20 protein-coding genes and 1 tRNA gene are annotated in these 21,458 nt (G+C 67.2%); 11 read left to right on the plus strand and 10 right to left on the minus strand.

Annotated elements, in window-relative coordinates; translation table 11 throughout:
- Both TEF_14215 and TEF_14220 read right to left on the minus strand, forming a co-directional pair.
- A complete protein-coding gene (locus TEF_14215) occupies positions 1-1,008 on the minus strand; it encodes an NADP-dependent oxidoreductase (protein ID ANK81823.1) in 1,008 nt (335 codons plus the stop codon).
- Between the two features lie 32 nt (positions 1,009-1,040).
- Positions 1,041-2,189, minus strand: a complete 1,149-nt coding sequence (locus TEF_14220; protein ID ANK81824.1) for a glycosyl transferase — start codon at positions 2,187-2,189, stop codon at positions 1,041-1,043.
- A 79-nt stretch (positions 2,190-2,268) separates the two neighbouring features.
- Here TEF_14220 and TEF_14225 point away from each other — a divergent pair, with 79 nt between their 5' ends.
- Complete coding sequence (locus TEF_14225; protein ANK81825.1) at positions 2,269-3,036, plus strand: hypothetical protein; 768 nt, start codon at positions 2,269-2,271, stop codon at positions 3,034-3,036.
- Here TEF_14225 and TEF_14230 read toward each other — a convergent pair.
- Positions 3,028-3,894, minus strand: coding sequence for an NAD(P)-dependent oxidoreductase (locus tag TEF_14230; GenBank protein ID ANK81826.1), 867 nt, complete (start codon positions 3,892-3,894; stop codon positions 3,028-3,030). The two genes, TEF_14225 and TEF_14230, sit on opposite strands and share 9 nt — an antisense overlap.
- A gap of 53 nt (positions 3,895-3,947) precedes the next feature.
- Between TEF_14230 and TEF_14235 the strand changes: the two genes are divergently transcribed.
- Positions 3,948-4,691 carry a hypothetical protein gene (locus TEF_14235; GenBank protein ID ANK81827.1) on the plus strand — a complete coding sequence of 248 codons (744 nt, stop codon included), beginning with the start codon at positions 3,948-3,950 and terminating at the stop codon, positions 4,689-4,691.
- Here the strand turns inward: TEF_14235 and TEF_14240 are convergent.
- Together TEF_14240 and TEF_14245 are read right to left on the minus strand one after the other, a co-directional pair.
- A complete protein-coding gene (locus TEF_14240; protein ANK81828.1) occupies positions 4,688-5,821 on the minus strand; it encodes a tRNA epoxyqueuosine(34) reductase QueG in 1,134 nt (377 codons plus the stop codon). The genes TEF_14235 and TEF_14240 overlap by 4 nt on opposite strands.
- Positions 5,802-6,473, minus strand: coding sequence for a glutathione S-transferase (locus TEF_14245; GenBank protein ANK83493.1), 672 nt, complete (start codon positions 6,471-6,473; stop codon positions 5,802-5,804). Before TEF_14245 ends, TEF_14240 begins: the two co-directional genes overlap by 20 nt.
- A gap of 102 nt (positions 6,474-6,575) precedes the next feature.
- Here TEF_14245 and TEF_14250 point away from each other — a divergent pair, with 102 nt between their 5' ends.
- Together TEF_14250 and TEF_14255 are read left to right on the plus strand one after the other, a co-directional pair.
- On the plus strand, positions 6,576-7,382 hold the full coding sequence (locus TEF_14250; protein ANK81829.1) for an undecaprenyl-diphosphatase: 807 nt from the start codon (positions 6,576-6,578) through the stop codon (positions 7,380-7,382).
- A gap of 116 nt (positions 7,383-7,498) precedes the next feature.
- Entirely contained in the window at positions 7,499-8,023 is a 525-nt protein-coding gene (locus tag TEF_14255) for a hypothetical protein (GenBank protein ANK83494.1), read from the plus strand.
- Between the two features lie 4 nt (positions 8,024-8,027).
- On the opposite strand, the gene TEF_14260 is transcribed toward TEF_14255, so the two are convergent.
- The gene (locus TEF_14260) at positions 8,028-8,738 is read right to left on the minus strand and encodes a haloacid dehalogenase, type II (GenBank protein ANK81830.1); all 711 of its coding nucleotides are present in this window, start codon (positions 8,736-8,738) and stop codon (positions 8,028-8,030) included.
- Between the two features lie 128 nt (positions 8,739-8,866).
- On the opposite strand from TEF_14260, the gene TEF_14265 reads away from it, so the two are divergent.
- The 5 genes from TEF_14265 (at position 8,867) to TEF_14285 (ending at position 16,002) form a co-directional block, all read left to right on the plus strand.
- Positions 8,867-10,120, plus strand: coding sequence for an alkane 1-monooxygenase (locus tag TEF_14265; protein ID ANK81831.1), 1,254 nt, complete (start codon positions 8,867-8,869; stop codon positions 10,118-10,120).
- Between the two features lie 153 nt (positions 10,121-10,273).
- A complete protein-coding gene (locus tag TEF_14270; protein ID ANK81832.1) occupies positions 10,274-11,605 on the plus strand; it encodes a hypothetical protein in 1,332 nt (443 codons plus the stop codon).
- Positions 11,606-11,607: 2 nt separating this feature from the next.
- Complete coding sequence (locus tag TEF_14275; GenBank protein ANK81833.1) at positions 11,608-12,771, plus strand: hypothetical protein; 1,164 nt, start codon at positions 11,608-11,610, stop codon at positions 12,769-12,771.
- 202 nt (positions 12,772-12,973) lie between these two features.
- A complete protein-coding gene (locus tag TEF_14280) occupies positions 12,974-14,656 on the plus strand; it encodes a glycine/betaine ABC transporter permease (protein ANK81834.1) in 1,683 nt (560 codons plus the stop codon).
- A gap of 8 nt (positions 14,657-14,664) precedes the next feature.
- Positions 14,665-16,002: a Na+/H+ antiporter NhaA gene (locus TEF_14285; GenBank protein ID ANK81835.1), complete on the plus strand. Its 1,338-nt coding sequence runs from the start codon at positions 14,665-14,667 to the stop codon at positions 16,000-16,002.
- A 288-nt stretch (positions 16,003-16,290) separates the two neighbouring features.
- Here the strand turns inward: TEF_14285 and TEF_14290 are convergent, their stop codons facing one another.
- Genes TEF_14290 through TEF_14300 form a run of 3 tightly spaced genes read right to left on the minus strand, consistent with a single transcriptional unit; the run spans position 16,291 to position 18,133 of the window.
- Positions 16,291-17,154, minus strand: a complete 864-nt coding sequence (locus TEF_14290; GenBank protein ID ANK81836.1) for a hypothetical protein — start codon at positions 17,152-17,154, stop codon at positions 16,291-16,293.
- Entirely contained in the window at positions 17,151-17,921 is a 771-nt protein-coding gene (locus TEF_14295) for a hypothetical protein (protein ID ANK81837.1), read from the minus strand. Before TEF_14295 ends, TEF_14290 begins: the two co-directional genes overlap by 4 nt.
- A 5-nt stretch (positions 17,922-17,926) precedes the next feature.
- Positions 17,927-18,133, minus strand: a complete 207-nt coding sequence (locus tag TEF_14300; protein ID ANK81838.1) for a hypothetical protein — start codon at positions 18,131-18,133, stop codon at positions 17,927-17,929.
- A gap of 128 nt (positions 18,134-18,261) precedes the next feature.
- On the opposite strand from TEF_14300, the gene TEF_14305 reads away from it, so the two are divergent.
- Both TEF_14305 and TEF_14310 read left to right on the plus strand, forming a co-directional pair.
- The gene (locus tag TEF_14305; GenBank protein ID ANK81839.1) at positions 18,262-19,281 is read left to right on the plus strand and encodes a farnesyltranstransferase; all 1,020 of its coding nucleotides are present in this window, start codon (positions 18,262-18,264) and stop codon (positions 19,279-19,281) included.
- 78 nt (positions 19,282-19,359) lie between these two features.
- Positions 19,360-19,436, plus strand: a tRNA-Pro gene (locus TEF_14310).
- A gap of 294 nt (positions 19,437-19,730) precedes the next feature.
- Here TEF_14310 and TEF_14315 read toward each other — a convergent pair.
- Positions 19,731-21,446 carry a hypothetical protein gene (locus TEF_14315; GenBank protein ANK81840.1) on the minus strand — a complete coding sequence of 572 codons (1,716 nt, stop codon included), beginning with the start codon at positions 21,444-21,446 and terminating at the stop codon, positions 19,731-19,733.
- Between the last annotated feature and the right edge of the window lie 12 nt (positions 21,447-21,458).

Genomic DNA, 21,458 nt, shown 5'->3' on the forward strand with positions numbered 1-21,458 from the left:
CTAGGCCGGGTCCGGCGCGACGCGCACCATGCGCTTGCCGCGGTTCTCGCCGGCCAGCAGGCCGATCAGCGCACCCGGGGCGTTCTCCAGGCCATCGACGATGTCCTCCACGACCTTCACTTCGCCGGCCTCGACCCACCGGCGCAGGTCGGCCAGCGCGCGGGCATCGTCGTCGGCGAAGTCCATGACAATGAAGCCCTCCATGCGCAGGCGCTTCACCACTACCAGGCCGGGCAAGTTGCGCGGCCCGCTGGGCGCCGTGGTGTCATACTGGCTCACGGCGCCGCAGCAGACGACCCGGCCCTTCTCGTTCATCTGGAACAGCACCGTCTCCAGAATCTGTCCGCCGACATTGTCGAAATAGATGTCCACGCTATCCGGACAGGCGGCCTTCAACTCGCGGAACAGGTTGCCGGCGCGGTAATCGACGCAAGCGTCGAAACCCAGTTCCTCGACCACCCAGTCGCATTTCTCCCTGCCGCCGGCGATACCGACCGCCCGGCACCCAAGCGCCTTCGCGATCTGGCCGACGAAGATGCCGACCGATCCGGCGGCGGCGGAGACGACGACGGTCTCGCCCGCCTTCGGCCGGCCCACGCCCACCAGCCCGTGATAGGCGGTCTTGCCAGCAATGCCGTAGACCGACAGCAGGTGCGAGAGCGGCCGCAGGGCCGGCAACTTCTCGGCAGCGCCGGCGCGGACCGCGGCATACTCCGCCCAGCCGGACTCCGTCGCAACGATGTCGCCGACGGCGAGCGAGTCCGCCTTCGATTCGACCACCTCGCCGATGGCATAGGTGTGCATGACATCGCCCGCCTTTACCGCATCGCGGTAGGTCGCGCCCTGCATCCAGGCCCGGTTCGCCGCGTCGATCGACATCAGGATCGTCTTCACCAGAACCTCGCCCTCGGCGATCGAGGGAATTTCGCTTTCGCGGCTCTCGAAATGCTCCGGCTCCAGCTCGCCCTGCGGCAGTTCACGGATAACCACCTGCCTGTTCACGCTCATCGAATGCTCCCTTCTCGCCGGCGACGCGGCGCCTAATCCCGCTGCGCGAGCAGGTCCCGGTAGAGGTCCAGGGTCCGGCGGCACATCAGTTCCTTGGTGTAGTTGGCCTTCACGTGCGCGACCGCGCGTCCGGCCAGTGCGTCGCGCTCGGGCTGGGTCATAGCCAGCGCCTCGTCCAGTGCGGCGGCCATGGCGCGCGCGTCGCCCGGCGGCACGCGCCAGCCGGTCTCGCCGGGCGCCACGGTTTCGCGGCTGCCGCCATGATCGGTGACGATCACAGGCCGGCCCATGGCCTGCGCCTCGACGGCGATGCGGCCGAAGCCTTCGGGCTGGGTCGAGGCCGAGACCACCACGCTGGCGATCGAATAGGCCGCGGGCATGTCGCGGCAGGCGCCGACGAACCAGACCCGATCGGCGACCCCGAAGCGTTCCGCCATCTGCCGCAGTTCCGCCTTGTAGGCGTCGCGGCCCAGGTCGCCGCCGACGAAGACCGCCACCCCGTCCCGATTGGCGATCAGCGACAGGGCCTCGATCAGCACGGGCTGTCCCTTCAACCGGGTCAGCCGGCCCGGCAGCAGGATCACCGGCGCCCCATCGGGCAGGGACCAGAGTTCCGAGAGCTGGATCAGCCGCGCCGCCGGCACGTCGCCCGGATGGAACAGGTCCAGATCGACGCCGCGCGGGATCACCACGACGCGCGCGGGTTTCGATTCCGGGTACCGCTCGATGACATAATCGCGGATGAACTCCGAAATCGCGATGACCCGGTCGCCGCGCACCATCACGCTGTTGTAGGCGCGCTTGAAACGGTTGCCGACGCCATAGGCGCCATGGACCGTGGTCACGAAGCGCCTCTTCGTGCGGCGGGCCGCGTACATCGCACTCCAGGCCGGCGCGCGGGAGCGGGCGTGCACCAGATCCACATTCTCGGTCTCGATCAGGCGGGCCAGCCGCCCGATGTTGCGCCAGATTGCCAGCGGGTTCTTGGAGCGCACAGGCAGTTCCACGTGTTCGGCGCCCACACGCGTCAACTGGCGGACCATCGAGCCGCCTGTGGACACGACCAGCGCACGGTGCCCTGCAGCGACCAGCGCCTCGGCCATATCCACCGTGCCGCGCTCGACGCCGCCGGTCTCCAACGCCGGCAGCACCTGGAGGACCGTCAGGCTGGGGTCAGTCATCGCTCGGCCCTTGCGGCGGATTCCCGGACATGCTTCGGTCCCGGCACTCTGACAGCAACATGACAACGGCCCCAATCCGATGAACGAACGCGCGCCCGGTCGACTGGCGAGGCCCGACGGCGAGAGCATCGCCTATCACAAATTGAATGGGAATAACCCTGGCGTGTTGTTCTGCGGGGGTTTCATGTCGGACATGACTGGCACCAAGGCGACGGCCCTCGAAGCGCATTGCCGGGCGAGCGGACGGGCTTTCGTACGCTTCGACTATCTCGGCCATGGCGAAAGCAGCGGGGACTTCGCCGCAAAGGCCTGCATCACCCGCTGGGCGGAGGATGCCGCCGCCGTGCTGGACGAACTGACCAGCGGACCGCAGATCGTCGTCGGCTCCTCCATGGGCGGCTGGATCGCGATGAAGCTTGCCCTCGCGCAGCCCGAACGGGTCGCGGCCATGGTCGGCATCGCCGCCGCGCCCGACTTCACGCCCGGCATGTGGGACGGACTTAGCCCGGAACAGCAGGCCGAATGCCGCGAGACCGGCCGGGTCCGCATCGCTTCCGACTACGACCCGACGGGCTATGTCATCACCCGCCGGCTGATCGAGGACGGCGAGGCGAATTTCGTCATGGCCGAAGAGCCGGTCGACATCGCCCAGCCGGTGCGGCTGCTGCACGGCATGGCCGACCCGGACGTACCCTGGCAGCGCTCGCTGGACATCGCGCGGCAGGTCCGCAGCCAGGATGTCCGCATCAGCTTCTCGAAATCGGGCGATCACCGCCTGTCCGAACCGGGCGACATCGCCCTGCTCTGCGCGACGGTCGACGAACTGGCGGCTGCGATCTCAGTCTGAGCGCTGCTCCGCCGCCAGCACCGCCGGCAATCCCTCGCGGTAGGTCGGGTAACGTAGCCTCACGCCAAGCTCCTGCTTGATCAGGTCGTTGCGGACCTTCTTGCTTTCCCCGTAGAAGCTTCGTCCCATCGGGCTCATCTCCGCCTCCTCGAACGGCACCTCGGGCGGCGGATCCGTCCCCAGAAGTTCCGCCGCGAATGCCACCACGTCCTGGGGCGGCGCGGCCATGTCATCGCAGACATTGTAGACGCCGCCATCGCGCGGTTGTTCAATCGATGCTTCAAGAACAGCCGCTATGTCATCGACGTGAATGCGGGAAAACACCTGTCCCGGCTTGACGATCCGGCGCGAGGTGCCATCGCGCAGGGCATTGAACTGACTCCGGCGCGGCCCGTAGATACCGGCCAGCCGGAAGATCTGCACCGCCGGTCCGTCGATGCCGCCCGAAAGGCCCAGCCAGTCCAGTTCCGCCTGCACCCGCCGCGCGCCGCGCTCGCCCGCGGGGCGCAGTGCGCTGCGTTCATCGACCCAGCCGCCCTGGCGGTCGCCATAGACCCCGGTGGTCGACAGATAGCCGATCCAGCGCAGCCCGGCGCAGGCCCTGATCTGTTCGGCGCAACAGCGGACGACCGGATCCCCGTCCCCGTCGGGCGGAACCGAGGCCAAGACGTGCGTGACGCCGTCCAGGGCCTCGTCGGCCAGCGCCTTGGCGCCGTCGAAGTCCCATGCCGCGATGCCCTCGGCTTCCAGTTCCTTCCGGCTTTCCGCCGTCCGCGCCGTCGCGCTCCAGCGCACATCGGGCAGGCGCCGGCGCAGCGCGCGCGCCGAATAGCCGTGGCCGAAGGAGAATATGTGCATGGCGGCCTCCGCCGGTTGTTGCGAGCGGTTCCCCTCTTCGCTATCGGTTTCCGATGCTTCGCACAATCGCCATCCTCGCCGCACTCGCCCTGCCCGTCGCGCCCGCACTGGCGCAGCAGGTCGACAGCTACACCCGCTGCCTCGAAGCCGTCAGGGCCGACGCCGAGAAGGGCCTCCAGTCCGCATTGCAATGGCGCGACGTGGGCGGCGGGGTTCCGGCACGGCACTGCACCGCAGTGGCCTACGCCGCCAATGGCCAGCACCGGATCGCCGGCGCCCAGCTGCAGACGCTGGCCGACGATCTGGCCAAATCCGACAGCCGCGCCGCTGCGGAGGTCATGGGCCAGGCTGCGGCCATGTGGACGCTGGGCCAGGCCGAGGACAAGGCGCTCAGGGCGCTGGAGCAGGCGCTGGCATGGCAGCCCAAGAACCCTGCGCTCCATCTGGACCGCGCGCTGCTGCTGGCCGGTCAGGACCGCTTCGGGCCCGCCGAGCAGTCGGCGAGCCGCGCCATCCAGCTCAACGACCTGATGGTCGAAGCCTATGCCGTACGCGCCATGATCCGGCGGAGCAGCGGCAATTTCGCCGGCGCCGAGGAGGACACGGCCACCGCCCTGGCGCTGGCGCCGGACAATCCGCACGCCATCATGGAGCGCGCCCGGGCGCGGGCCCGCGGCGGCGACATGGACGGCGCGCGCGACGACCTGACCGGCCTGGTCGCCCGCGATCCCGAAGCCTCCTGGGCCGAATCGGCGCGGCGGCTGCTCGAAGAACTCGAACTGGAACACGGCGGCTAGAGCCGCGACCACTCCGCCAGAACGTCGGCGTCACGCTCACCGGGTTCGCAACGGGCGCGGGCGGCGGCCAGGCGATCCGGATCGACGATGCGGGACAGCGCCCAGACCGCCGCGCCGCGCACCAGCGGCGAAGCGTCGTCCAGCAGGCCTTCGACCCGTGCCGACAGCGACTCGTCGCCGGCATTGCCGACCGCCATCAGGACATTGCGCAGGAACCGGTCCCGCCCCAGCCGCTTGACCGGCGTCTGAGCGAACATCCGCCGGAACGCGGCGTCGTCGAGTTCCAGCAGTTCCGCCAGCGGCGCGTTCAGAATTTCCTCCCGCATCGCCAGCCGGTCGTCGCGGGAGGCCCGGGCGAACTTGTTCCACGGACAGACCGCCAGACAGTCGTCGCAGCCAAAGATCCGGTTGCCTATCGCGGTGCGGAATTCATGCGGGATCGGCCCGCGGTGCTCCACCGTGAGATAGGCGATGCAGCGGTTCGCATCGAGTTGATAGGGCGAGGGAAAGGCGTCGGTCGGGCAGACGTCGAGACATCGCCGGCAGGCGCCGCAATGGTCGCCCCCTGCTTCGTCCGCCGGCAGGTCGAGGGTCGTGAAGATTGCGCCGAGAAAGGTCCAGGAGCCGGCGCTGCGGCTGACGAGATTGGTGTGCTTGCCCTGCCAGCCGAGGCCCGCTGCGGCGGCCAGGGGTTTCTCCATCACGGGAGCCGTGTCCACGAACACCTTGATTTCACAGCCTGTTTCATCGACCAGCCAGCGGCCCAGGGTCTTCAGGCGTTTCTTGACCACGTCGTGATAGTCGCGGCGCGCGGCATAGGCCGAAACCGCGCCGCGGCCGGGATCGTTCAGCAAGGCCAGAGGATCGTGGTCGGGCCCGTAGTTCGTCGCCAGCATCACGATCGATCGCGCCGCGGGCCAGAGCGCCGCAGGATCGCGCCGCCAGGCGGCCCGCTCGGCCATCCAGTCCATGTCGCCCTGCCGGCCGGCCGCCAGGAACGCATCCAGGCGTTCGCCCGCCCCGGCAATTCCGGCAGGCGCGGTGACGCCGGTCCCGGCAAAGCCGAGGTCGAGCGCGCGCGTCCGGATCGCCGCCTTCAGACCAGCCGGATCAGAAATCGAGATCGTCATAATGCGCCGGCGGCGCCAGCCCCGCGATGCGGTCCGCCAGCAGCGGACGGAACGACGGCCGGGACTTCATCCGGCTGTACCACTGCCGTGCCTCCTGAAATTCGTCCCAGGGCGCCTCGCCCAGATAGTCGACGACCGACAGATGTGCCGCCGCCATGAGGTCCGCAAGACTCATCTCGTCGCCAGCAAGCCAGCGCCGCCGCTCCGAGAGGTGGCCGATATAGTCGAGATGGAAACGGATGTTCGTGCGCGCGGTCCGGATCGCCATCGGATCCGGCGCGCCGGCGCGGATCATCCCGCGGTAGTGCCGCTCGAACAGCAGCGTGTCGGAGACCTCGACGGCGAACTTGTAGTCGAACCAGCCCACCAGCCGGCGCACTTCGGCGCGGGCGACGGCGTTCTGGCCGAGCATGACCGGCTGAGGGTGACGTTCGTCGATATATTCGGCGATGGCGCGGGCGTCCGCCAGAGCCGGCACGCCGCCCCCCGGAGCCAGCACCGGCGGCCAGCCCGACGGATTCAGCGAGAGGAAGCTCTCGCCCGGCGCCCACGGCTTGGTCAGAGCGAGATCGAATCCGATTCCCTTCTCCGCCAGCAGCAGCCGGATGAACCGGCTCCCCTGCGACAGCCAGTAGTGATAGAGGGTCGTCATCCAGGATCGCCGATTCCGCCGCGCAAAGACCTTCGCCATTCAGTGGCGCTCTGATAAGACACGTTCCGGCCATCTCAGGCAATCGACCGCGGGATCGAAGCGTTGACCGACCTTCAACTCATCATCATCGCCCTGGTCCAGGGGATCACCGAGTTCCTGCCAATCAGCTCATCGGGCCACCTGTATCTGACGTCGAACCTGCTGGGCTGGCCCGATCAGGGCGTGAAGGTGGATGCGGCCGTCCATGTCGGCACGCTGGCGGCGGTGATCATCTACTGCTGGCGGGAGGTGGGCCGCGTGATCGGCGGATTCTTCCAGGCGCTGGCGCTGCGCAACACCGCGAACAGCCGCCTGTTCCTTAACCTGCTGGTCGGCACGATTCCGATCGTCCTGGCCGGCGGCGTGCTGGTGTGGCTCGACCGCACGGCCATGTTCCGCTCCCTGGAAATGGTTGCCTGGGCGACCATTGTCTTCGGCCTGCTGCTCTGGCTGGCCGACGGCGTCGGCATGACCATCCGCAAGATGGAGCACATGGGCTGGGGCAGCGCCCTCATGATCGGTCTGTTCCAGGTCATCGCCCTTGTGCCGGGCGCCAGCCGCGCCGGCATGACCATGATGGCGGGGCGCCTGCTCGGCTTCGAGCGGGCCGAAGCGGCGCGGTTCTCGCTCCTGCTCTCGATCCCGGCGATTCTGGCCGCAGGCGGCCACAGCCTGAAGGAGATCTACGAGAGCGGCGACCTGTCACTGGGCCGCGGCGTGCTGATGGCCATGGGCATCGCCTTTCTGACCGCCCTCCCCGCCATCGCGCTGATGATGGCCTGGCTCAGGCGTTCGGGCTATGCGCCCTTCGTGATCTACCGTCTGGCGCTCGGCGCCGTGCTGCTGGCGGTGGTCTACGGCGTCGTCTGAGGTCGCGCCTTGCGACCCGGGGGCCGCGTCGCCACGTGCCCGGGGAGCCGGGACACGCGAATGCCGCGGCGGCCCGGCTGCATGATCCAGATCGACGTGGAGCAACAAGCATGAACCTGAAAGGCACGCTCATCGGCCTGTCGGCGGGCATCCTGCTGGCGGCGTCGCCGGCGACCGCCGACGAGGCGCGCACCGCCGACCTCGTGAACGGCGACGGCCAGCGAATCGGCCAGGTCATCGTGAAACCGGTCTCGGGCGGCGTCCTGTTGACGGCGAAGGCCCAGCGACTGCCGGCCGGCGCCCATGGCTTCCACATTCACGAGACCGGCAAGTGCGAGCCCGGCGAGGGCTTCAAGACCGCAGGCGGCCATCTGGCCGACGGCGCCAGCCACGGCTTTCACGTGGACGGCGGCCCGCATCCGGGCGACATGCCGAACGTGCATGTCGGCAGCGATGGCGTCCTGAACGTCGAGGTCCTGAACAGCCGCGTGCAACTGACGGAATCCGGCGACGGCGCACTGCTCGACCGGGACGGCTCGGCCCTGATGATCCATTCAGGTCCCGACGACTACGAAAGCCAGCCATCCGGCGCCGCAGGGGCGCGGATCGCCTGCGCGGTGATCGCCGAGGGCGGTTCCTGAACGTTCAGCAGTCGAGCTGTTCGGCCAGGTCGCGGAAATCCGCCGCGACCCAGTCCCAGTCACCGGTGGCGGGCCGCGGCTCGCCGCCCGACGACTGGAACTCGTCGCGGCGTTCGACATAGGCAGTCTTCAGCCCGAAGGACTGCGCCGCGGCCAGATCCTCGTTGTGGGCGGCGACCATGCAGCATTGTTCCGGCGCCAGATCCAGCGCGGCGGCGGAGTTCAGATAGGCCTCCCGCTGCGGCTTGTAGGCCCGGGCGACCTCCGCGCCCAGGATCACGTCCCAGGGCAGTCCGGCGCGCCTGGCCATGTTCACCATCAGCGAGATATTGCCGTTCGAACAGGTCGCCAGGATGAAACGGCTTTTCAGGCGGTTCAGCCCGCCCACCGCGTCGGACCAGGGGTCGAGCCGGTGCCAGACCCGGTTCAGCTCGGCCTTCTCCGCTTCGGTCATGTCATCGATGCCGAAATCCTTCAGCACCTGCTCCAGGTTCTCGCGGTGGAGCACATCGAGCTTCACGAAGCCGCGGCCGCCCTCGCGGATGCGCGCCATGGCCGGCTGGTAGAAGTTGCGCCAGGCGGTCGCGAAGTCGTGGCCGCTGACGCCCCAGCCCCGCGCCGCGTTCATCAGGTCGACCTCGGCGGCGATCGAGCCGCGCCAGTCCACCACCGTGCCGAAGACATCGAAGAGCAGCGCTCTGGTTCGATCGGTCATTTGCAGTCCCTCCCGTTTTGCGAAGATTGGTTCCGGCCGAGGGCGACTGCAAGCGCACGCTTCTACCCAGGGGTCAAGGTTGATACCTTCGCGTACAAAGCTTTCAGGACATACCGGGAGGAGAAACGATGGAATTCGGGGTTTTCTACGAGCTGCAACTGCCCAAGCCCTGGAACGAGGGCGACGAGCACCGGCTGTTCCAGGAGGCATTGGAACAGGTGGAACTCGCCGACCGGCTGGGCATCGACTACGCGTGGGCGGTGGAGCATCACTTCCTGGAGGAGTATTCCCACTGCGCTTCGCCGGAGGTCTTCCTGGCCGCCGCCGCCGGGCGGACGAAGAACATCAAGCTGGGCCACGGCATCCGCCAGGTGATCCCGAACTACAATCATCCGGCCCGCACCGCCGAGGGCATGGCCTCACTGGATCTCGTCTCCAGCGGCCGCGCGCAGTTCGGCATCGGCGAGGGCGCCACGCGGCTGGAACTGCACGGCTTCGGCATTCCGGCCAAGAAGAAGCGCGCCATGTCGCTGGAGGCCGCCGAGCAGGTCGCCAACATGATGGTGATGACGCCCTATCCCGGCTACGAGAGCGAGAGCTTCTCGGTACCCTGCCGCAATGTCGTGCCGAAGCCGCTGCAGAAGCCGCATCCGCCCATGTGGATGGCCTGCACCAACCGCGACACCATCAAGGTCGCGGCGCAGAACGGCATCGGCGCGCTGGCCTTCTCCTTCGTCGACCCGGACGAGGCGAAGACCTGGGCCGATATCTACTACGACATCATCAAGTCCGATCAGTGCGTGCCACTGGGCCATGCGGTCAACGCCAACATCGCCATGGTCAGCGCCTTTTCGCTGGACCATGACCGTGGCGAAGCGATCCGCAAGGGCCAGGAGGGCTTCGAGTTCTTCTCCTACGCCATGCGCAAGCTGATTGCCGAGGACACGATCCCCGGCCGCACCCGGATCTGGGAGGACTTCCAGGCCGAGCGCAAGGTGGGCAGCGAGGAGATGATCGACGCCGCGAAGAAAGGCCGCGATCTGATGCACGCGCCCGGCATCGGCACGCCGGACGACTTCCGCAAGCACATCCGCAACTACGAGGATGCGGGCGTCGACCAGATCATCTTCCTGCAGCAGGCCGGCCGGAACACCCACGACGAGATCTGCCGGTCGCTGAACATGTTCGCCGAGGAGGTGCTGCCGGACTTCAAGGGCCAGGCATCGGAACGCATGGCCCGGAAGGCCGAGGAACTGAAGCCCCACATCGAGGCCGCAATGAAGCGGAAACGCTACATGCCGGAACTGGCCGACGACGAGATCCCGCCGGTCCGGGCATCCAAGCCGCAGGTGGAGGTCAACCGCTCCGGCGACGCCGCCTGACAATCGGCGTCAATTTCATCGGATGAGATCGGGGGCGGCCGCCGGAAGGTTGCCGCCCTCTTTCGATTCCAGCACTTCGTCGGCGGGCATCGCACTATCGACATCGCAAAGCCGTTGGGATTCAATCGCCCGCAGGCGTGAGGGGTTGAATTCATGACGGTGCCCATGGGCGCGGTCGCGGCCATCCGGTTCGGATACGGCCCGCGTCCTGGCGAGATCGAACGGCGCGCGGGCGACCCCCAGGGCAGCCTGCTGGCCGAACTCGCGCCGGATCCCCCAACGCCGGAGCCGCTCACCGGCCTGCCGCAGAGCGCGGCCATGCTGACCCGCTTCATGCGCGCCCGGCGCAGCGACGGCGATCCGGGCGTCATCCGCCTGTTCAAGAACGATTTCCGCATGCTGTTCCTGCAGGAGGCGATGCTGCGCACCCGTGCGGCGGTATTGACGGACACGCCCTTCCGGGAGCGGCTGGTGCACTTCTGGTCGAACCACTTCACCGTTTCGGCGCGCAAGGCGGTCCTGCTCGGCCTGGCCGGCGGCTTCGAGCGGGAAGCCATCCGCCCCAACATCATGGGCCGATTCGAGGATCTGCTGGTGGCGGCGGTGCGCCATCCGGGCATGATCTTCTACCTCGACAACGTGCTTTCGATCGGTCCGCGTTCCGAGGCCGGCCGCCGCCTTGGCAAGGGCATGAACGAGAACCTGGCGCGCGAGATCCTGGAGCTTCACACCCTGGGTGCGGGCGGCGGCTACACCCAGGCCGACGTCGAGGCGCTGGCGTTGATGCTGACCGGCTGGAGCGTCGGCCGGCCCGACCGGGAACGGCAGCCCGGCGCCTTCTGGTTCTACGCCCGCGCCCATGAACCGGGCCCCCGCGCGCTTCTCGGACGGCGCTATGCCGACGATGGCGCCGGCCAGGCGGAGGCGGCGCTGCGCGATCTCGCCCGGCATCCGGCGACCGCCCGTCACGTCTGCGCCCGGCTGCTCCGTCATTTCGTCGGGGACCGGCCGGAACCGGCGGACCTCGACTACCTCGTCCGTGTCTGGTCCGAAAGCGGCGGCGACCTGCCGACCGTCTATCGCGGTCTGATCGGGCTGCGCAACGCCTGGACGCCGCTGACCAAACTGAAGACACCCAATGACCTGCTGATCTCCAGCCTCCGCGCCACGGGCATCCGCAAGGTCAACCAGTGGGTGGTCAGCGCGCTGGAGCTTCTCGGCCAGGCGCCATGGTCCGCGCCGACGCCCAAGGGCTGGCCCGACCGCGCCGACGCCTGGCTCAGCGCGGATCAGGCCATGCGCCGCATCGAGTACGCCGGCGCGCTGGGCGAGCGGATGACAGGCTGGCTCGAACCGGAGCGGACCGCCATCGACGCGCTGGGACCGCTGCTGCCTCGCGACATGGCAGTCAGCGTCGGACAGGCCGAGAGCGAAGCGCAGGCGCTGGCGGTGCTGTTCGCCGCGCCCGCGTTCCAGAGGAGGTGAGCATGACGGAACTCTCCCGCCGCCGCCTTCTCGCCTCATCCGGGCTCACGCTCGCCGCGGGCCTGACGCCTGCCCTGCCCGCCTTCGCCGGCGCCGACGAGCGCCGGCTGCTGGTGGTCATTCTGCGCGGCGGCATGGACGGACTGGCGGCATTGCCCCCGCTGGGCGACCCCGATTTCGCCGGTCTGCGCACGGCCGGGGCAGCACCGCTACCGCTCGACGGCTTCTTCGGTCTCCACCCGGCCCTGCCGACGCTGGCGCGGTTGTGGGCACGGAAGGAGATGATCGGTTTCCACGCCGTAGGCACGCCATACCGGGAACGGTCGCACTTCGACGCCCAGAACGTACTGGAATCGGGTCTGGACGGCCCGAGCGGCAGCGCCGACGGCTGGCTCAACCGGGCGGTCGCCGAGCGCGGCGCGCCGGCGGGCTACGCCATGGGCGTCGGCATCCGCCCGCCGCTGGTGCTGCGCGGCCGGGTGACCGTCGGCTCCTGGGCGCCCAACGCCCTGCCACAGGCCGACGAATCCACCCTCGCCCGGATCGCCGCGCTGTGGCGGGAAGACCCGCTGCTGGCCCCGCACATCGCAAGCGCCCTGGAGCAGCAGCGCATGACCGCCGGCCTCGACGAGGGAATCGAGGGCACGCGTCAGTCGCGCAGGCGGCTGGAGCCGCTGATGAAGGGCGCGGCGGAACTGATGAGCACGCCGGACGGCCCGCGCGTCGTGGCGATGGACGACACCGGCTGGGATACCCACACCAACGAGGCCAATCGCCTGGACCGGAAGCTGGCCGAACTGGAGGCGGGGCTGGAGCTTCTGGTCGGCGGCCTGCAGCCGGTCTGGCGGCACACCGCCGTGCTGGTCGTCACCGAGTTCGGGCGCACGGTGCGGATCAACGGCAACCAGGGCACCGATCATGGGGTCGGCGGCGCGGCCTTCCTGTTCGGCGGCGCGGTGGACGGCGGCCGGATCGTCAGCGAGTGGCCGGGTCTCGCCCCGCGTGACCTGATCCAGGGCCGCGACCTGCGGCCCACGATCGACCTGCGCAACCTCTTCCGGGCGCTGCTGCACGACCATCTGGGCTACGCCTCGGCGGCGCTGGGCGAACGCGTGCTGCCCGGCGTCCGCCGCGATCGCCGTCTCGACGGCCTGATCCGGGGCTGAGCCGCTATTCGATCGAAGCGCCCCTGCGCCACCTTCCAATCGACTGACACTAAGGAACATTTCCCCCTGGAAAGTGTCGAAACTCGAGACTCTTTCCCGGAAGTCAGTCGGACAAGTGTCTTTCGCCGATGTTGGTGGTCCCACAAAGTTTGTGCTTGGGTTCGCCGTCCCTCCCGGAGGAGCCACCCGAGCCGAGGATTGCATGAACCGACCATTGAACTTCGTTGCGGGGCTGTTGGGCGATGTCGGGATCGTCTTCTATCTGTCGATCCTGATCATCGCTGGTTTCGTTGCCACAGCAGCGCTCATTCCGGAAGTTGTCGGACAAACAGCACAGCAGATCCTCGACGCAACCGCGACGAACGTTGGCTGGATGTACCTGCTGGTGACGAGCGGGTTCGTCGTCTTCACGCTTTCACTCGCTCTTTCCAGGTACGGCAGCCTCCGGCTCGGTCCCGAGGACGAAGCCCCGGAATTCTCGTTCAATAGCTGGATCGCCATGATCTTCTCCGGCGGGATGGGGGTCGGATTGGTGTTCTGGGGCGTTGCGGAACCCATGACGCATTTCAACGCCCCGCCGCTGGGCATCGGCGTCCCCAGAACCGCTGACGCAGCCCAGACCGGAATGCGGTACGCCTTCTTTCATTGGGGGCTTCACCAGTGGGCGAGCTTCGCCGTCGTGGGCCTCGCCATCGCGTATGTCCGTTTCCGCCACAACAGTCATGGCCTGATAAGCGAAACCTTCCGCCCCCTCCTCGGCGATCGTGTCGATAGGGGCTGGGGCAAGGCCGTAGACATCCTCACCGTCGTCTCGACGGTTGTCGGCGTCGCCACGACTCTCGGGCTGGGTGCTCTGCAGATAAACAGCGGCGTCGCACGCCTTGCGGATGTCCCGTACGGCCTTCTCCCACAGTTCGTGATCATCGGCGCCGTAGGCGCGCTGTTCACGATCTCGGCAATGACCCCACTCGACAAGGGCATCCGCTACCTCAGCAACGCGAACATGGTACTCGCTGCCCTGCTCCTGGTGTTCGTGCTCACGCTGGGGCCGACGGCCTTCATATTCGGCGTGATGACCCAGACCCTTGGTGAATACCTGGGAAGCATCATACAGATGAGCCTGGTAACCACGCCGTACTCCGGCGAGCACTGGGTGGAACAGTGGACCATGTTCTACTGGGCGTGGGGGCTCAGCTGGGCGCCGTTCGTCGGCAGCTTCATTGCCCGCATCTCGCGCGGACGTACCATCCGCGAGTTCGTCCTCGGCGTGATGATTGTGCCGGTCGTGCTCAGCATGCTCTGGTTCGCCACCTTCGGCGGCTCGGCCCTCCATTTCGAATTGTTCGACCATGCCGACATCGCCGATGCGGTCGCCCGGGAGATGCCGTCCGGTCTATACGTGATGCTCGACCAGCTTCCGTGGGGCGACGTTCTGGCCATCGCGGCTATCGCGTTGGTGTGCATGTTCGTGATCACGTCCGCCGACTCGGCGACATTCGTCCTCGGCATGTTCACATCGAAGGGCGTCCTTAATCCGACACGTTTCGTACGCGTCCTCTGGGGAGGATTGCAGTTGCTGATGGTTGCCGTGTTGTTGCTGAGCGGCGGCCTCGATGGCCTGCGCACCGTTTCCATCATTGCCGCCTTTCCGTTCATGTTGCTGATGGTGCTGATCGCCTTCGCGCTCTACAGGGACCTCTCGCGGGAGTTCCAGCAACGAGACGAGAAAGCCCGGCTGCTCAACACACGTCTCGAACGCCTGCTGCTGAGGGAATCGGAACGCGAAGCGGAATTACTGGCCGAAGAGGAAAGCCACCCGTCGGCACCGGAGGAGGCGCCAACTGTAGGTCCAGGTGACGATCCATCTCAGGCGTATCCAAGGTAGAATTTGCAATGACAGGTCAGGATAGCACCAATCTTCCACCTGCAATTACCGACCGGATTACCAGATACTTTGCGCGATTGCTGAAAATCAAGGCCGCGACCGGCGGCATGTTGTTCGCCACAACATTCATGGCCCTCATTCTATCGAACTCGGCATGGTCCGAGCCTTTCCTCGCGTTCTGGGAGACGCCGATCGGGCTCCACGCGGGTTCGGTGGATTTCACCCGTTCGTTGCGCCTCTGGATCAACGACGGCTTGATGACGCTTTTCTTCTTTCTGGTGTCCCTGGAATTGAAGCGCGCGCTTGTTCTGGGTGAATTGCGGAGTTTACGCGTCGCCGCGCTTCCATTGTTCGGAGCTCTCGGCGGCATGCTGGTTCCCGCAGCCCTCTATCTTGCGCTCATGCACGGCCAGTCTGGAAGCAATGGCTGGGGAACCGTGGTGGCCAGCGATACAGCGTTCGTCATAGGATGCCTCGCGCTCCTTGGCGGCCGTGTTCCGCCGAGCCTCCGCCTGTTTCTCCTGTCCTTGGCCATCTTTGACGACGTGGGAGCGATCCTGATTGTTGCCGTCGTCGGCCATGAGTACTCGCTGAACTGGACGGCCCTTGCTCTTGCGGTACTCGGCCTCGCCGCCGTGTTAGGGGCCAGGGGCTTGGGAATCAGGAGCGCCCCGATCTATTTCGTGCTTGGGGGAATGATCTGGTTCTGTTTTGACGCATCGGGGATACATCCGACGATTGCCGGCGTCATTCTGGGTCTGATGACATCGACACACGGATGGGTCAGCGACCACCGTCTGCGCTCCATACTTGGGCGTGTGCTGTCCTATCCGACGGGCGACCATTGGAGTGGAGACACCACGGATCGCGACGACTTGAGGCGAGTGCGCATCGCAGCAACGGAAACCCTCTCTCCCGAAGAACGGCTGGAGATGGCGCTTCGCCCCTGGGTGGGTTTTGTGGTCATGCCGCTCTTCGCGTTGGCCAATGCCGGAGTTGTCATCTCCGGCGTCGACTTCGCCCAGCCTGTCTCCGTGGCGATCATGGCAGGTCTTGTCATCGGCAAGCCGGGCGGCGTACTGATCTTCAGCTGGGTCGCTGTACGCCTCGGCCTCGCAATCCGGACGGCCGGTTTGAGTTGGCCCGTCCTGATAGCCGGTGCGCTCCTGACCGGCATCGGCTTCACCATGTCGCTGCTCATCGCCAGTCTGGTCTACGATCCAATAATGCTCAATGCGGCCAAACTCGGGATTTACACCGGCTCCGTTTTTTCCGCCGCCGCAGGACTTCTGATGTTGCTCTGGCTGACATCTTCGAAACGAACAGTTCGAGACACGGCACGCTGAACTCGAGGGGACAGCATGGGGGATTGCGCTGATCTGCCATAGACGCAGATTGACCGAACCGGCGCGCTGGCGCACCCAGGGCGGATCCGAACAGGATGCGAGGATGGATGGAAACGCTTCCTGTTGCTGCGGCCGCTGGTGTGGCGACAAATCGAGCATTCGAATTTTCTTAAGAGATTCAGCACGTCACGTGGTGTGATGCTTGATTGCATCTTGAGTTTGCGTCCCTCTCCCCCTCCTGCAAGGAGAGAGGGACGCAAACGCGGTACGGCCAAATGCTGTAAAACTCTAAAGCCCGAAACGGTTCCAGGCGAGCCGGTCGTCGATGCTTGCGAGGGCGTCGGCGGCGATGTCGCGTCGGGCGCCGCCCAGCAGGCGGCGCAGCGGCGAACTCTTCACCGAGATCCGCTTGAGGATGAGGTGCTCGCCGAACTTCTCGCGCAGCACCTGGTCCATCACGCCAAGGCCGTCCACCAGCCCGAGACGCACCGCCTCCTCGCCGACGAAGACGTCACCGGAGAAGATCTCCTTGTAGCGGCGGCGGTTCAGCTTGTCGGAGCGGCGCGCCTTCACCTGGTCGATGAACTGCTGGTGGATCTGTTCCTGCATGCGGCCCAGCCGCTCGACGTCCTCCTCCCGCTCCGGGCTGAAGGGGTCGAGCATCACCTTGCGCTCGCCGGCGGTGTGAATGCGGCGCTCCACTCCGTGGCGCTGCATCAGTTCCTGGAAGCCGAAGAAGGCGTAGATGACGCCGATGGAGCCGACGATCGAAGCCGGATGGACATAGAGCTCGTCGCCCGCCGTCATCAGCCAGTAGCCCCCCGAGGCCGCCACGTCCTCGGCGAAGGCGAGCACCGGCACGCCCTTCTTCGCGGCCTTGCGGCGCACCGCATCGGCGATCAGCGCCGACTGCACCGGCGAACCGCCGGGGCTGTTGATCTGCAGCGCGACAGCCGAAAGCCGCTTCGGCCTGAATGCCTGCTCGATCTGGGAATTGAGCGCGGCGAGGTTCAGCGAACCGGGCCGCAGGGGACCGCCGCGGCCGGTGGCGATGACGCCCTCCAGACGCAGCACGGAGACGACGGGCCGGCCGCGCTGGAACTTCAGCCACGCGCCCGGATCTCGGTATATCTTCGGTTTCTCTTCGGTCATGAGGGCCTATGTATCCGTGTGGCACCGCGATACAAGGTGGAATGCCAGCGGATCGGCGCGCCATGGCGAAAAAGCGCCGGCGCCAGCGCGGTCTCCGATCCGTCGGCGCGGTGCAGAGAAAGTCCTTCGAGTTGGTTCACCCCGGTCAGTCCCGCGCCGGCGCGGGCCAGAACCCGCTTCGCCGGCCGACCCGGACGGCCAAGCAACGGCAGGACCTCGGCCCCGAAACCGGACGGCAGCGCGGCCAGGAATTCCGCCAGCCGCTCGCTCCTGAGAATGAAGACGCATTGGCCATCCGGCCGGAGGACGGCGGCGGCCGCGGCGACCCACTGCGCCAGACCGGCGGTGGTCTCGGCCCGCGCACGATCCCGCCCCGCGTCCGGCGAACGGCGGTGCCGGCCCTCCACGAAATAGGGCGGATTGGCCAGCACCAGGTCGAACGCGCTGGGGACCAGCGGCAGCGCCCCGACATCGCCGCAGACCACCGAGAGCCGGCGCGAAAGCCCATTGCGCCGCACGTTGAAGGCGGCCAGCGCCGCCGTCGGCGCATCCCGCTCCAGGCCGACGACGCGCAGATCCGGCCGCCGCCAGCCCAGGGCCAGCATGGGCATGCCCGTGCCGCAGCCCAGCTCCAGCGCCCGCCCGCCGTCCGGCGGATCGCAGGCTGCGGCGAGCAGCAGGGCGTCGGAGCCGCTGCGGAAACCCTGGCGGGGCTGGCGCAGCACGATCCGTCCCTCCAGCACCCGGTCGTCGGTCCAGCTCTCCATCCGGCTCAGAGCGCGCCGGCGTCTTCCAGCAGCCGCCGCGCCGGATGCTCGTCGGCATCCGCCACCATCAGCCGCCGGGGCAGGACGCCGAGCGAGCCCTCCATCACGCTCATGTGCTGGTCGAGGATGATGGCCTCGATCCCTTCCGCCTTCAGCACCGCCTCGGCGAAGGACAGTTGCACCGGATCGTTGCTGCGGAAGATCTCCTTCATGGCGGCTTTCCCGTCCCCTTCCCCACGGCCAAGCGACAAGTGGTCCCGCCGGGGGCGCTTGACCGGCCCCGGGCGAAATCTATTGTCGGCACCCTGCGCAACAGCAATCCGCACCCGGAGCAGCCGACTTGTCGAATGTCGTACCGCTGAAAGGCGATCAGGAAAACCCGCGCAAGGGTCTGGAGGCCCTGCGCCAGTTCGTCGGCGACGACATGGAGAAGGTCAACGCCGTCATTCTCGACAAGATGCAGTCGGACGTGGCGCTGATCCCGCAGCTCGCCAGCCACATCATCGCCGCCGGCGGCAAGCGTCTCAGGCCCATGCTGACCCTGGCCGCGGCGCAGCTCTGCGGCTACCGCGAGGAGCGGCACGTGGCCCTGGCCGCCTGCGTCGAGTTCATCCACACCGCCACGCTGCTCCATGACGATGTCGTGGACGAAAGCGATCTCCGGCGCGGCAACGCCACCGCCAACGCCGTCTTCGGCAACCAGGCGAGCGTGCTGGTCGGCGACTTCCTGTTCTCCCGCGCCTTCGAACTGATGGTCGCCGACGGCTCGCTGGAGGTGCTGGGCATCCTCTCGCGGGCGTCCGCCGTCATCGCCGAGGGCGAGGTGATGCAGCTCATCACCACCAACGACACCGAAACCACCGAGGACGCCTATCTGGACGTCATCTCGTCCAAGACCGCGGCGCTGTTCGCCGCCGCCGCGCGCGTGGGTGGCGTGGTCGCCGATGCCAGCCGGCCCGAGGTCGAGGCGCTCGATTCCTACGGCCGCAATCTGGGCGTCGCCTTCCAGCTCGTCGACGACGCCCTCGACTATTCGGCGCACAAGGCGACCCTGGGCAAGTCCATCGGCGACGACTTCAAGGAGGGCAAGATCACCCTGCCCGTCCTGCTGGCCTTCCGCCGTGGCGCCGAGGAGGATCGGGTCTTCTGGCGGCGCTGCCTGGAGAAGCTGGAGCAGGACGACGGCGACCTGGAGCATGCGCTGGATCTGATGGCGCGCCACAACGCGCTGACCGACACCATCGAACGCGCGCGCCACTATGGCGCCAGGGCCCGCGACGCGCTGGGAATCTTCTCCGACGGCGCGCTGAAGAGCGCGATGATCGACGCCATCGAATTCACCATCGAACGGGCGTATTGAGGCCTTGCGGGGGCGGCGGGCAGCCGCTATACAGCCGCTCGCCTCCCGGCGCGCCAAAGCGGGCGCGCAGGCACCGGTCGGGGAGTAGCTCAGCCTGGTAGAGCACCGTCTTCGGGAGGCGGGGGCCGGAGGTTCGAATCCTCTCTCCCCGACCAACTCGTCTTCAAAAATCGCCAGCCCCGATAGCCGGCCCCCGAAACGCCGGCTTTCTGGGACTTTCGGGCGCTCTCTGGACAAATGCCCACCACAAGAGACGGTGAATCCGGCGCTTTTCCCGCCCGTTTCGGCGATCGTCTCTTTTCGGCCATTTCGGTAGCCCCACCATCATTTCGCCGGCGGACCGGACACATGGTTCTGGAGTCGCGGACAGATGGTTTTACTGTAGCCGGACACATGGTTCTGGAGTCGCGGACAGATGGTTCTACCGGAGGCCGTCACCGGCTGCTTGATCAGGCGAAGCCCAGCGCCTTCCGCTGCTCGGTCCAGTCGAGCGGCAGGCCGGCCATGCGCTTCAGGCGATGCGCCGTGAGCTCGGAGGGCTGGCGGCCATCGAGGATGGCCTCGGTGATATCGGGGGCGAGATACGCCAGCTGCAGCACGCGTCCGATCTCGCTGCGGTCGATGCCGGCCTTGCTGGAGAGTTCCTGGAGCGAGCCCGACTCACCCGTCGCCAGCATGTTGTTCCAACGATGGGCGCGCGTGATCAGTCGGAGAAGCGCCGCATCAGGGGTTCCGGCACTATTGTCATCGGCGGCCAGCACGATGCGGCTTTCGACACCGCGGCGGGCGACCCGAACCGGCAGTTCGATGGAAAGCTCTTCCGGCCCGGTTTCGCCCCGTTCATCCAGTGTCGCCCGGTCGAGTACCAAGCCGAGTATGCCGTCGCGGAGTTCGATGCGCCGGACCAGTTGGCGAAGTAGGTCGCCGGCGGGTTCTGGCTGCCCGGGGTCGAGCCGGCTGGCCATCTCCGCGGCCCGGTCGATCAGTTCGGTGAGACGCGTGTTGTCGCGAGTGTCATCCTCCAGAAGGTCCATCAGGCGGATGGGATCGCGAAGCAGGGCCTGCAGCTGTTCGACCACCAGCTTCTCGAAGGCGGGCACCGCGATACGCCAGCCCTTGCCGGGACCTGCAGCTTCTTCCCTGCCCTCCACGAGCGCCTTCGACGTGTAGTAGCGATAGCGCTGGCCCTGCTTGCTGGCCTGGGTCGCGTAGAGCGGCGCGCCGTCTTCATCGAACAGAAGCCCGGCGAACAGGTGCTGGCTGGCCCCTCCGCCGGTGTCCCGCTTGCGCCGTGCCTGATGGGCCAGTTGCTTCTGGACGCGGGTCCAGGTTTCCCGGTCGACGATGGCCTCGTGCCGGCCATCAAAGACCTCGCCGCGATGGCGGACCCGGCCGATATAGACGGGATTACCGAGGATCGAATAGAGATTGCCCCGGCTGAAGTGTCTTCCACCGTGTTCCCGGCCGGCCTTGCTCTTCCGATGCGGCGTGCGGATGCCTTCCGCCTCCAGGACCTGCTGCACCGCCCTGACCGAGCCCAATTCGAGATAGAGGGTGAAGATGCGACGGACGAGTTCGGCCTGATCCTGGTCGACAACCAATTGCCGGTCCTCGGCGCGATAGCCCACCGGCACGCCGCCGCCCATCCACATGCCTTTCTTCCGGGAGGCGGCAATCTTGTCGCGGATGCGCTCGGCTGTGACCTCGCGCTCGAACTGGGCGAAGGAGAGCAGCACGTTGAGCGTCAGACGGCCCATCGAGCTGGTGGTGTTGAACTGCTGGGTCACCGAGACGAAGGAGACGCCTTGGCCCTCGAACAACTCGACGATCTTGGCGAAGTCGGCGAGCGACCGGGTCAGCCGGTCAACCTTGTAGACGACCACCGTGTCGATGCGGCCGGCCCGGATGTCGTCCAGCAGGGTGGCCAGCGCAGGCCGTTCCATCGAACCGCCGGAGAAGCCGCCATCGTCGTAGCGGGCGGGGAGTTCCTGCCAGCCCTCGTGCTGCTGGCTGCGGATATAGGCGGCGCAGGCCTCCCGCTGGGCATCCAGCGAATTGAACGCCTGGTCGAGCCCCTCCTCCGTCGACTTCCTCGTGTAGATGGCGCAGCGGACCATCCGGCCCGAGGCCCCGCTTCGGGCGACGGAGCCAGCCCTTCCCTTCATTTGCTGCGCTCG

The organism is Rhizobiales bacterium NRL2 (assembly GCA_001664005.1).
Taxonomy (GTDB): domain Bacteria; phylum Pseudomonadota; class Alphaproteobacteria; order Minwuiales; family Minwuiaceae; genus Minwuia.

Excerpts from the sequence above, each read along its gene's own strand:
- TEF_14220 (ANK81824.1), bottom strand. The coding sequence starts at position 2,189 with ATGACTGACCCCAGCCTGACGGTCCTCCAGGTGCTGCCGGCGTTGGAG.
- TEF_14285 (ANK81835.1), top strand. The coding sequence starts at position 14,665 with ATGACAGGTCAGGATAGCACCAATCTTCCACCTGCAATTACCGACCGG.
- TEF_14235 (ANK81827.1), top strand. The coding sequence starts at position 3,948 with ATGCTTCGCACAATCGCCATCCTCGCCGCACTCGCCCTGCCCGTCGCG.
- TEF_14315 (ANK81840.1), bottom strand. The coding sequence starts at position 21,446 with ATGAAGGGAAGGGCTGGCTCCGTCGCCCGAAGCGGGGCCTCGGGCCGG.
- TEF_14300 (ANK81838.1), bottom strand. The coding sequence starts at position 18,133 with ATGAAGGAGATCTTCCGCAGCAACGATCCGGTGCAACTGTCCTTCGCC.
- TEF_14240 (ANK81828.1), bottom strand. The coding sequence starts at position 5,821 with ATGACGATCTCGATTTCTGATCCGGCTGGTCTGAAGGCGGCGATCCGG.
- TEF_14245 (ANK83493.1), bottom strand. The coding sequence starts at position 6,473 with ATGACGACCCTCTATCACTACTGGCTGTCGCAGGGGAGCCGGTTCATC.
- TEF_14295 (ANK81837.1), bottom strand. The coding sequence starts at position 17,921 with ATGGAGAGCTGGACCGACGACCGGGTGCTGGAGGGACGGATCGTGCTG.
- TEF_14225 (ANK81825.1), top strand. The coding sequence starts at position 2,269 with ATGAACGAACGCGCGCCCGGTCGACTGGCGAGGCCCGACGGCGAGAGC.
- TEF_14215 (ANK81823.1), bottom strand. The coding sequence starts at position 1,008 with ATGAGCGTGAACAGGCAGGTGGTTATCCGTGAACTGCCGCAGGGCGAG.
- TEF_14230 (ANK81826.1), bottom strand. The coding sequence starts at position 3,894 with ATGCACATATTCTCCTTCGGCCACGGCTATTCGGCGCGCGCGCTGCGC.
- TEF_14265 (ANK81831.1), top strand. The coding sequence starts at position 8,867 with ATGGAATTCGGGGTTTTCTACGAGCTGCAACTGCCCAAGCCCTGGAAC.
- TEF_14275 (ANK81833.1), top strand. The coding sequence starts at position 11,608 with ATGACGGAACTCTCCCGCCGCCGCCTTCTCGCCTCATCCGGGCTCACG.
- TEF_14260 (ANK81830.1), bottom strand. The coding sequence starts at position 8,738 with ATGACCGATCGAACCAGAGCGCTGCTCTTCGATGTCTTCGGCACGGTG.
- TEF_14280 (ANK81834.1), top strand. The coding sequence starts at position 12,974 with ATGAACCGACCATTGAACTTCGTTGCGGGGCTGTTGGGCGATGTCGGG.
- TEF_14270 (ANK81832.1), top strand. The coding sequence starts at position 10,274 with ATGACGGTGCCCATGGGCGCGGTCGCGGCCATCCGGTTCGGATACGGC.
- TEF_14290 (ANK81836.1), bottom strand. The coding sequence starts at position 17,154 with ATGACCGAAGAGAAACCGAAGATATACCGAGATCCGGGCGCGTGGCTG.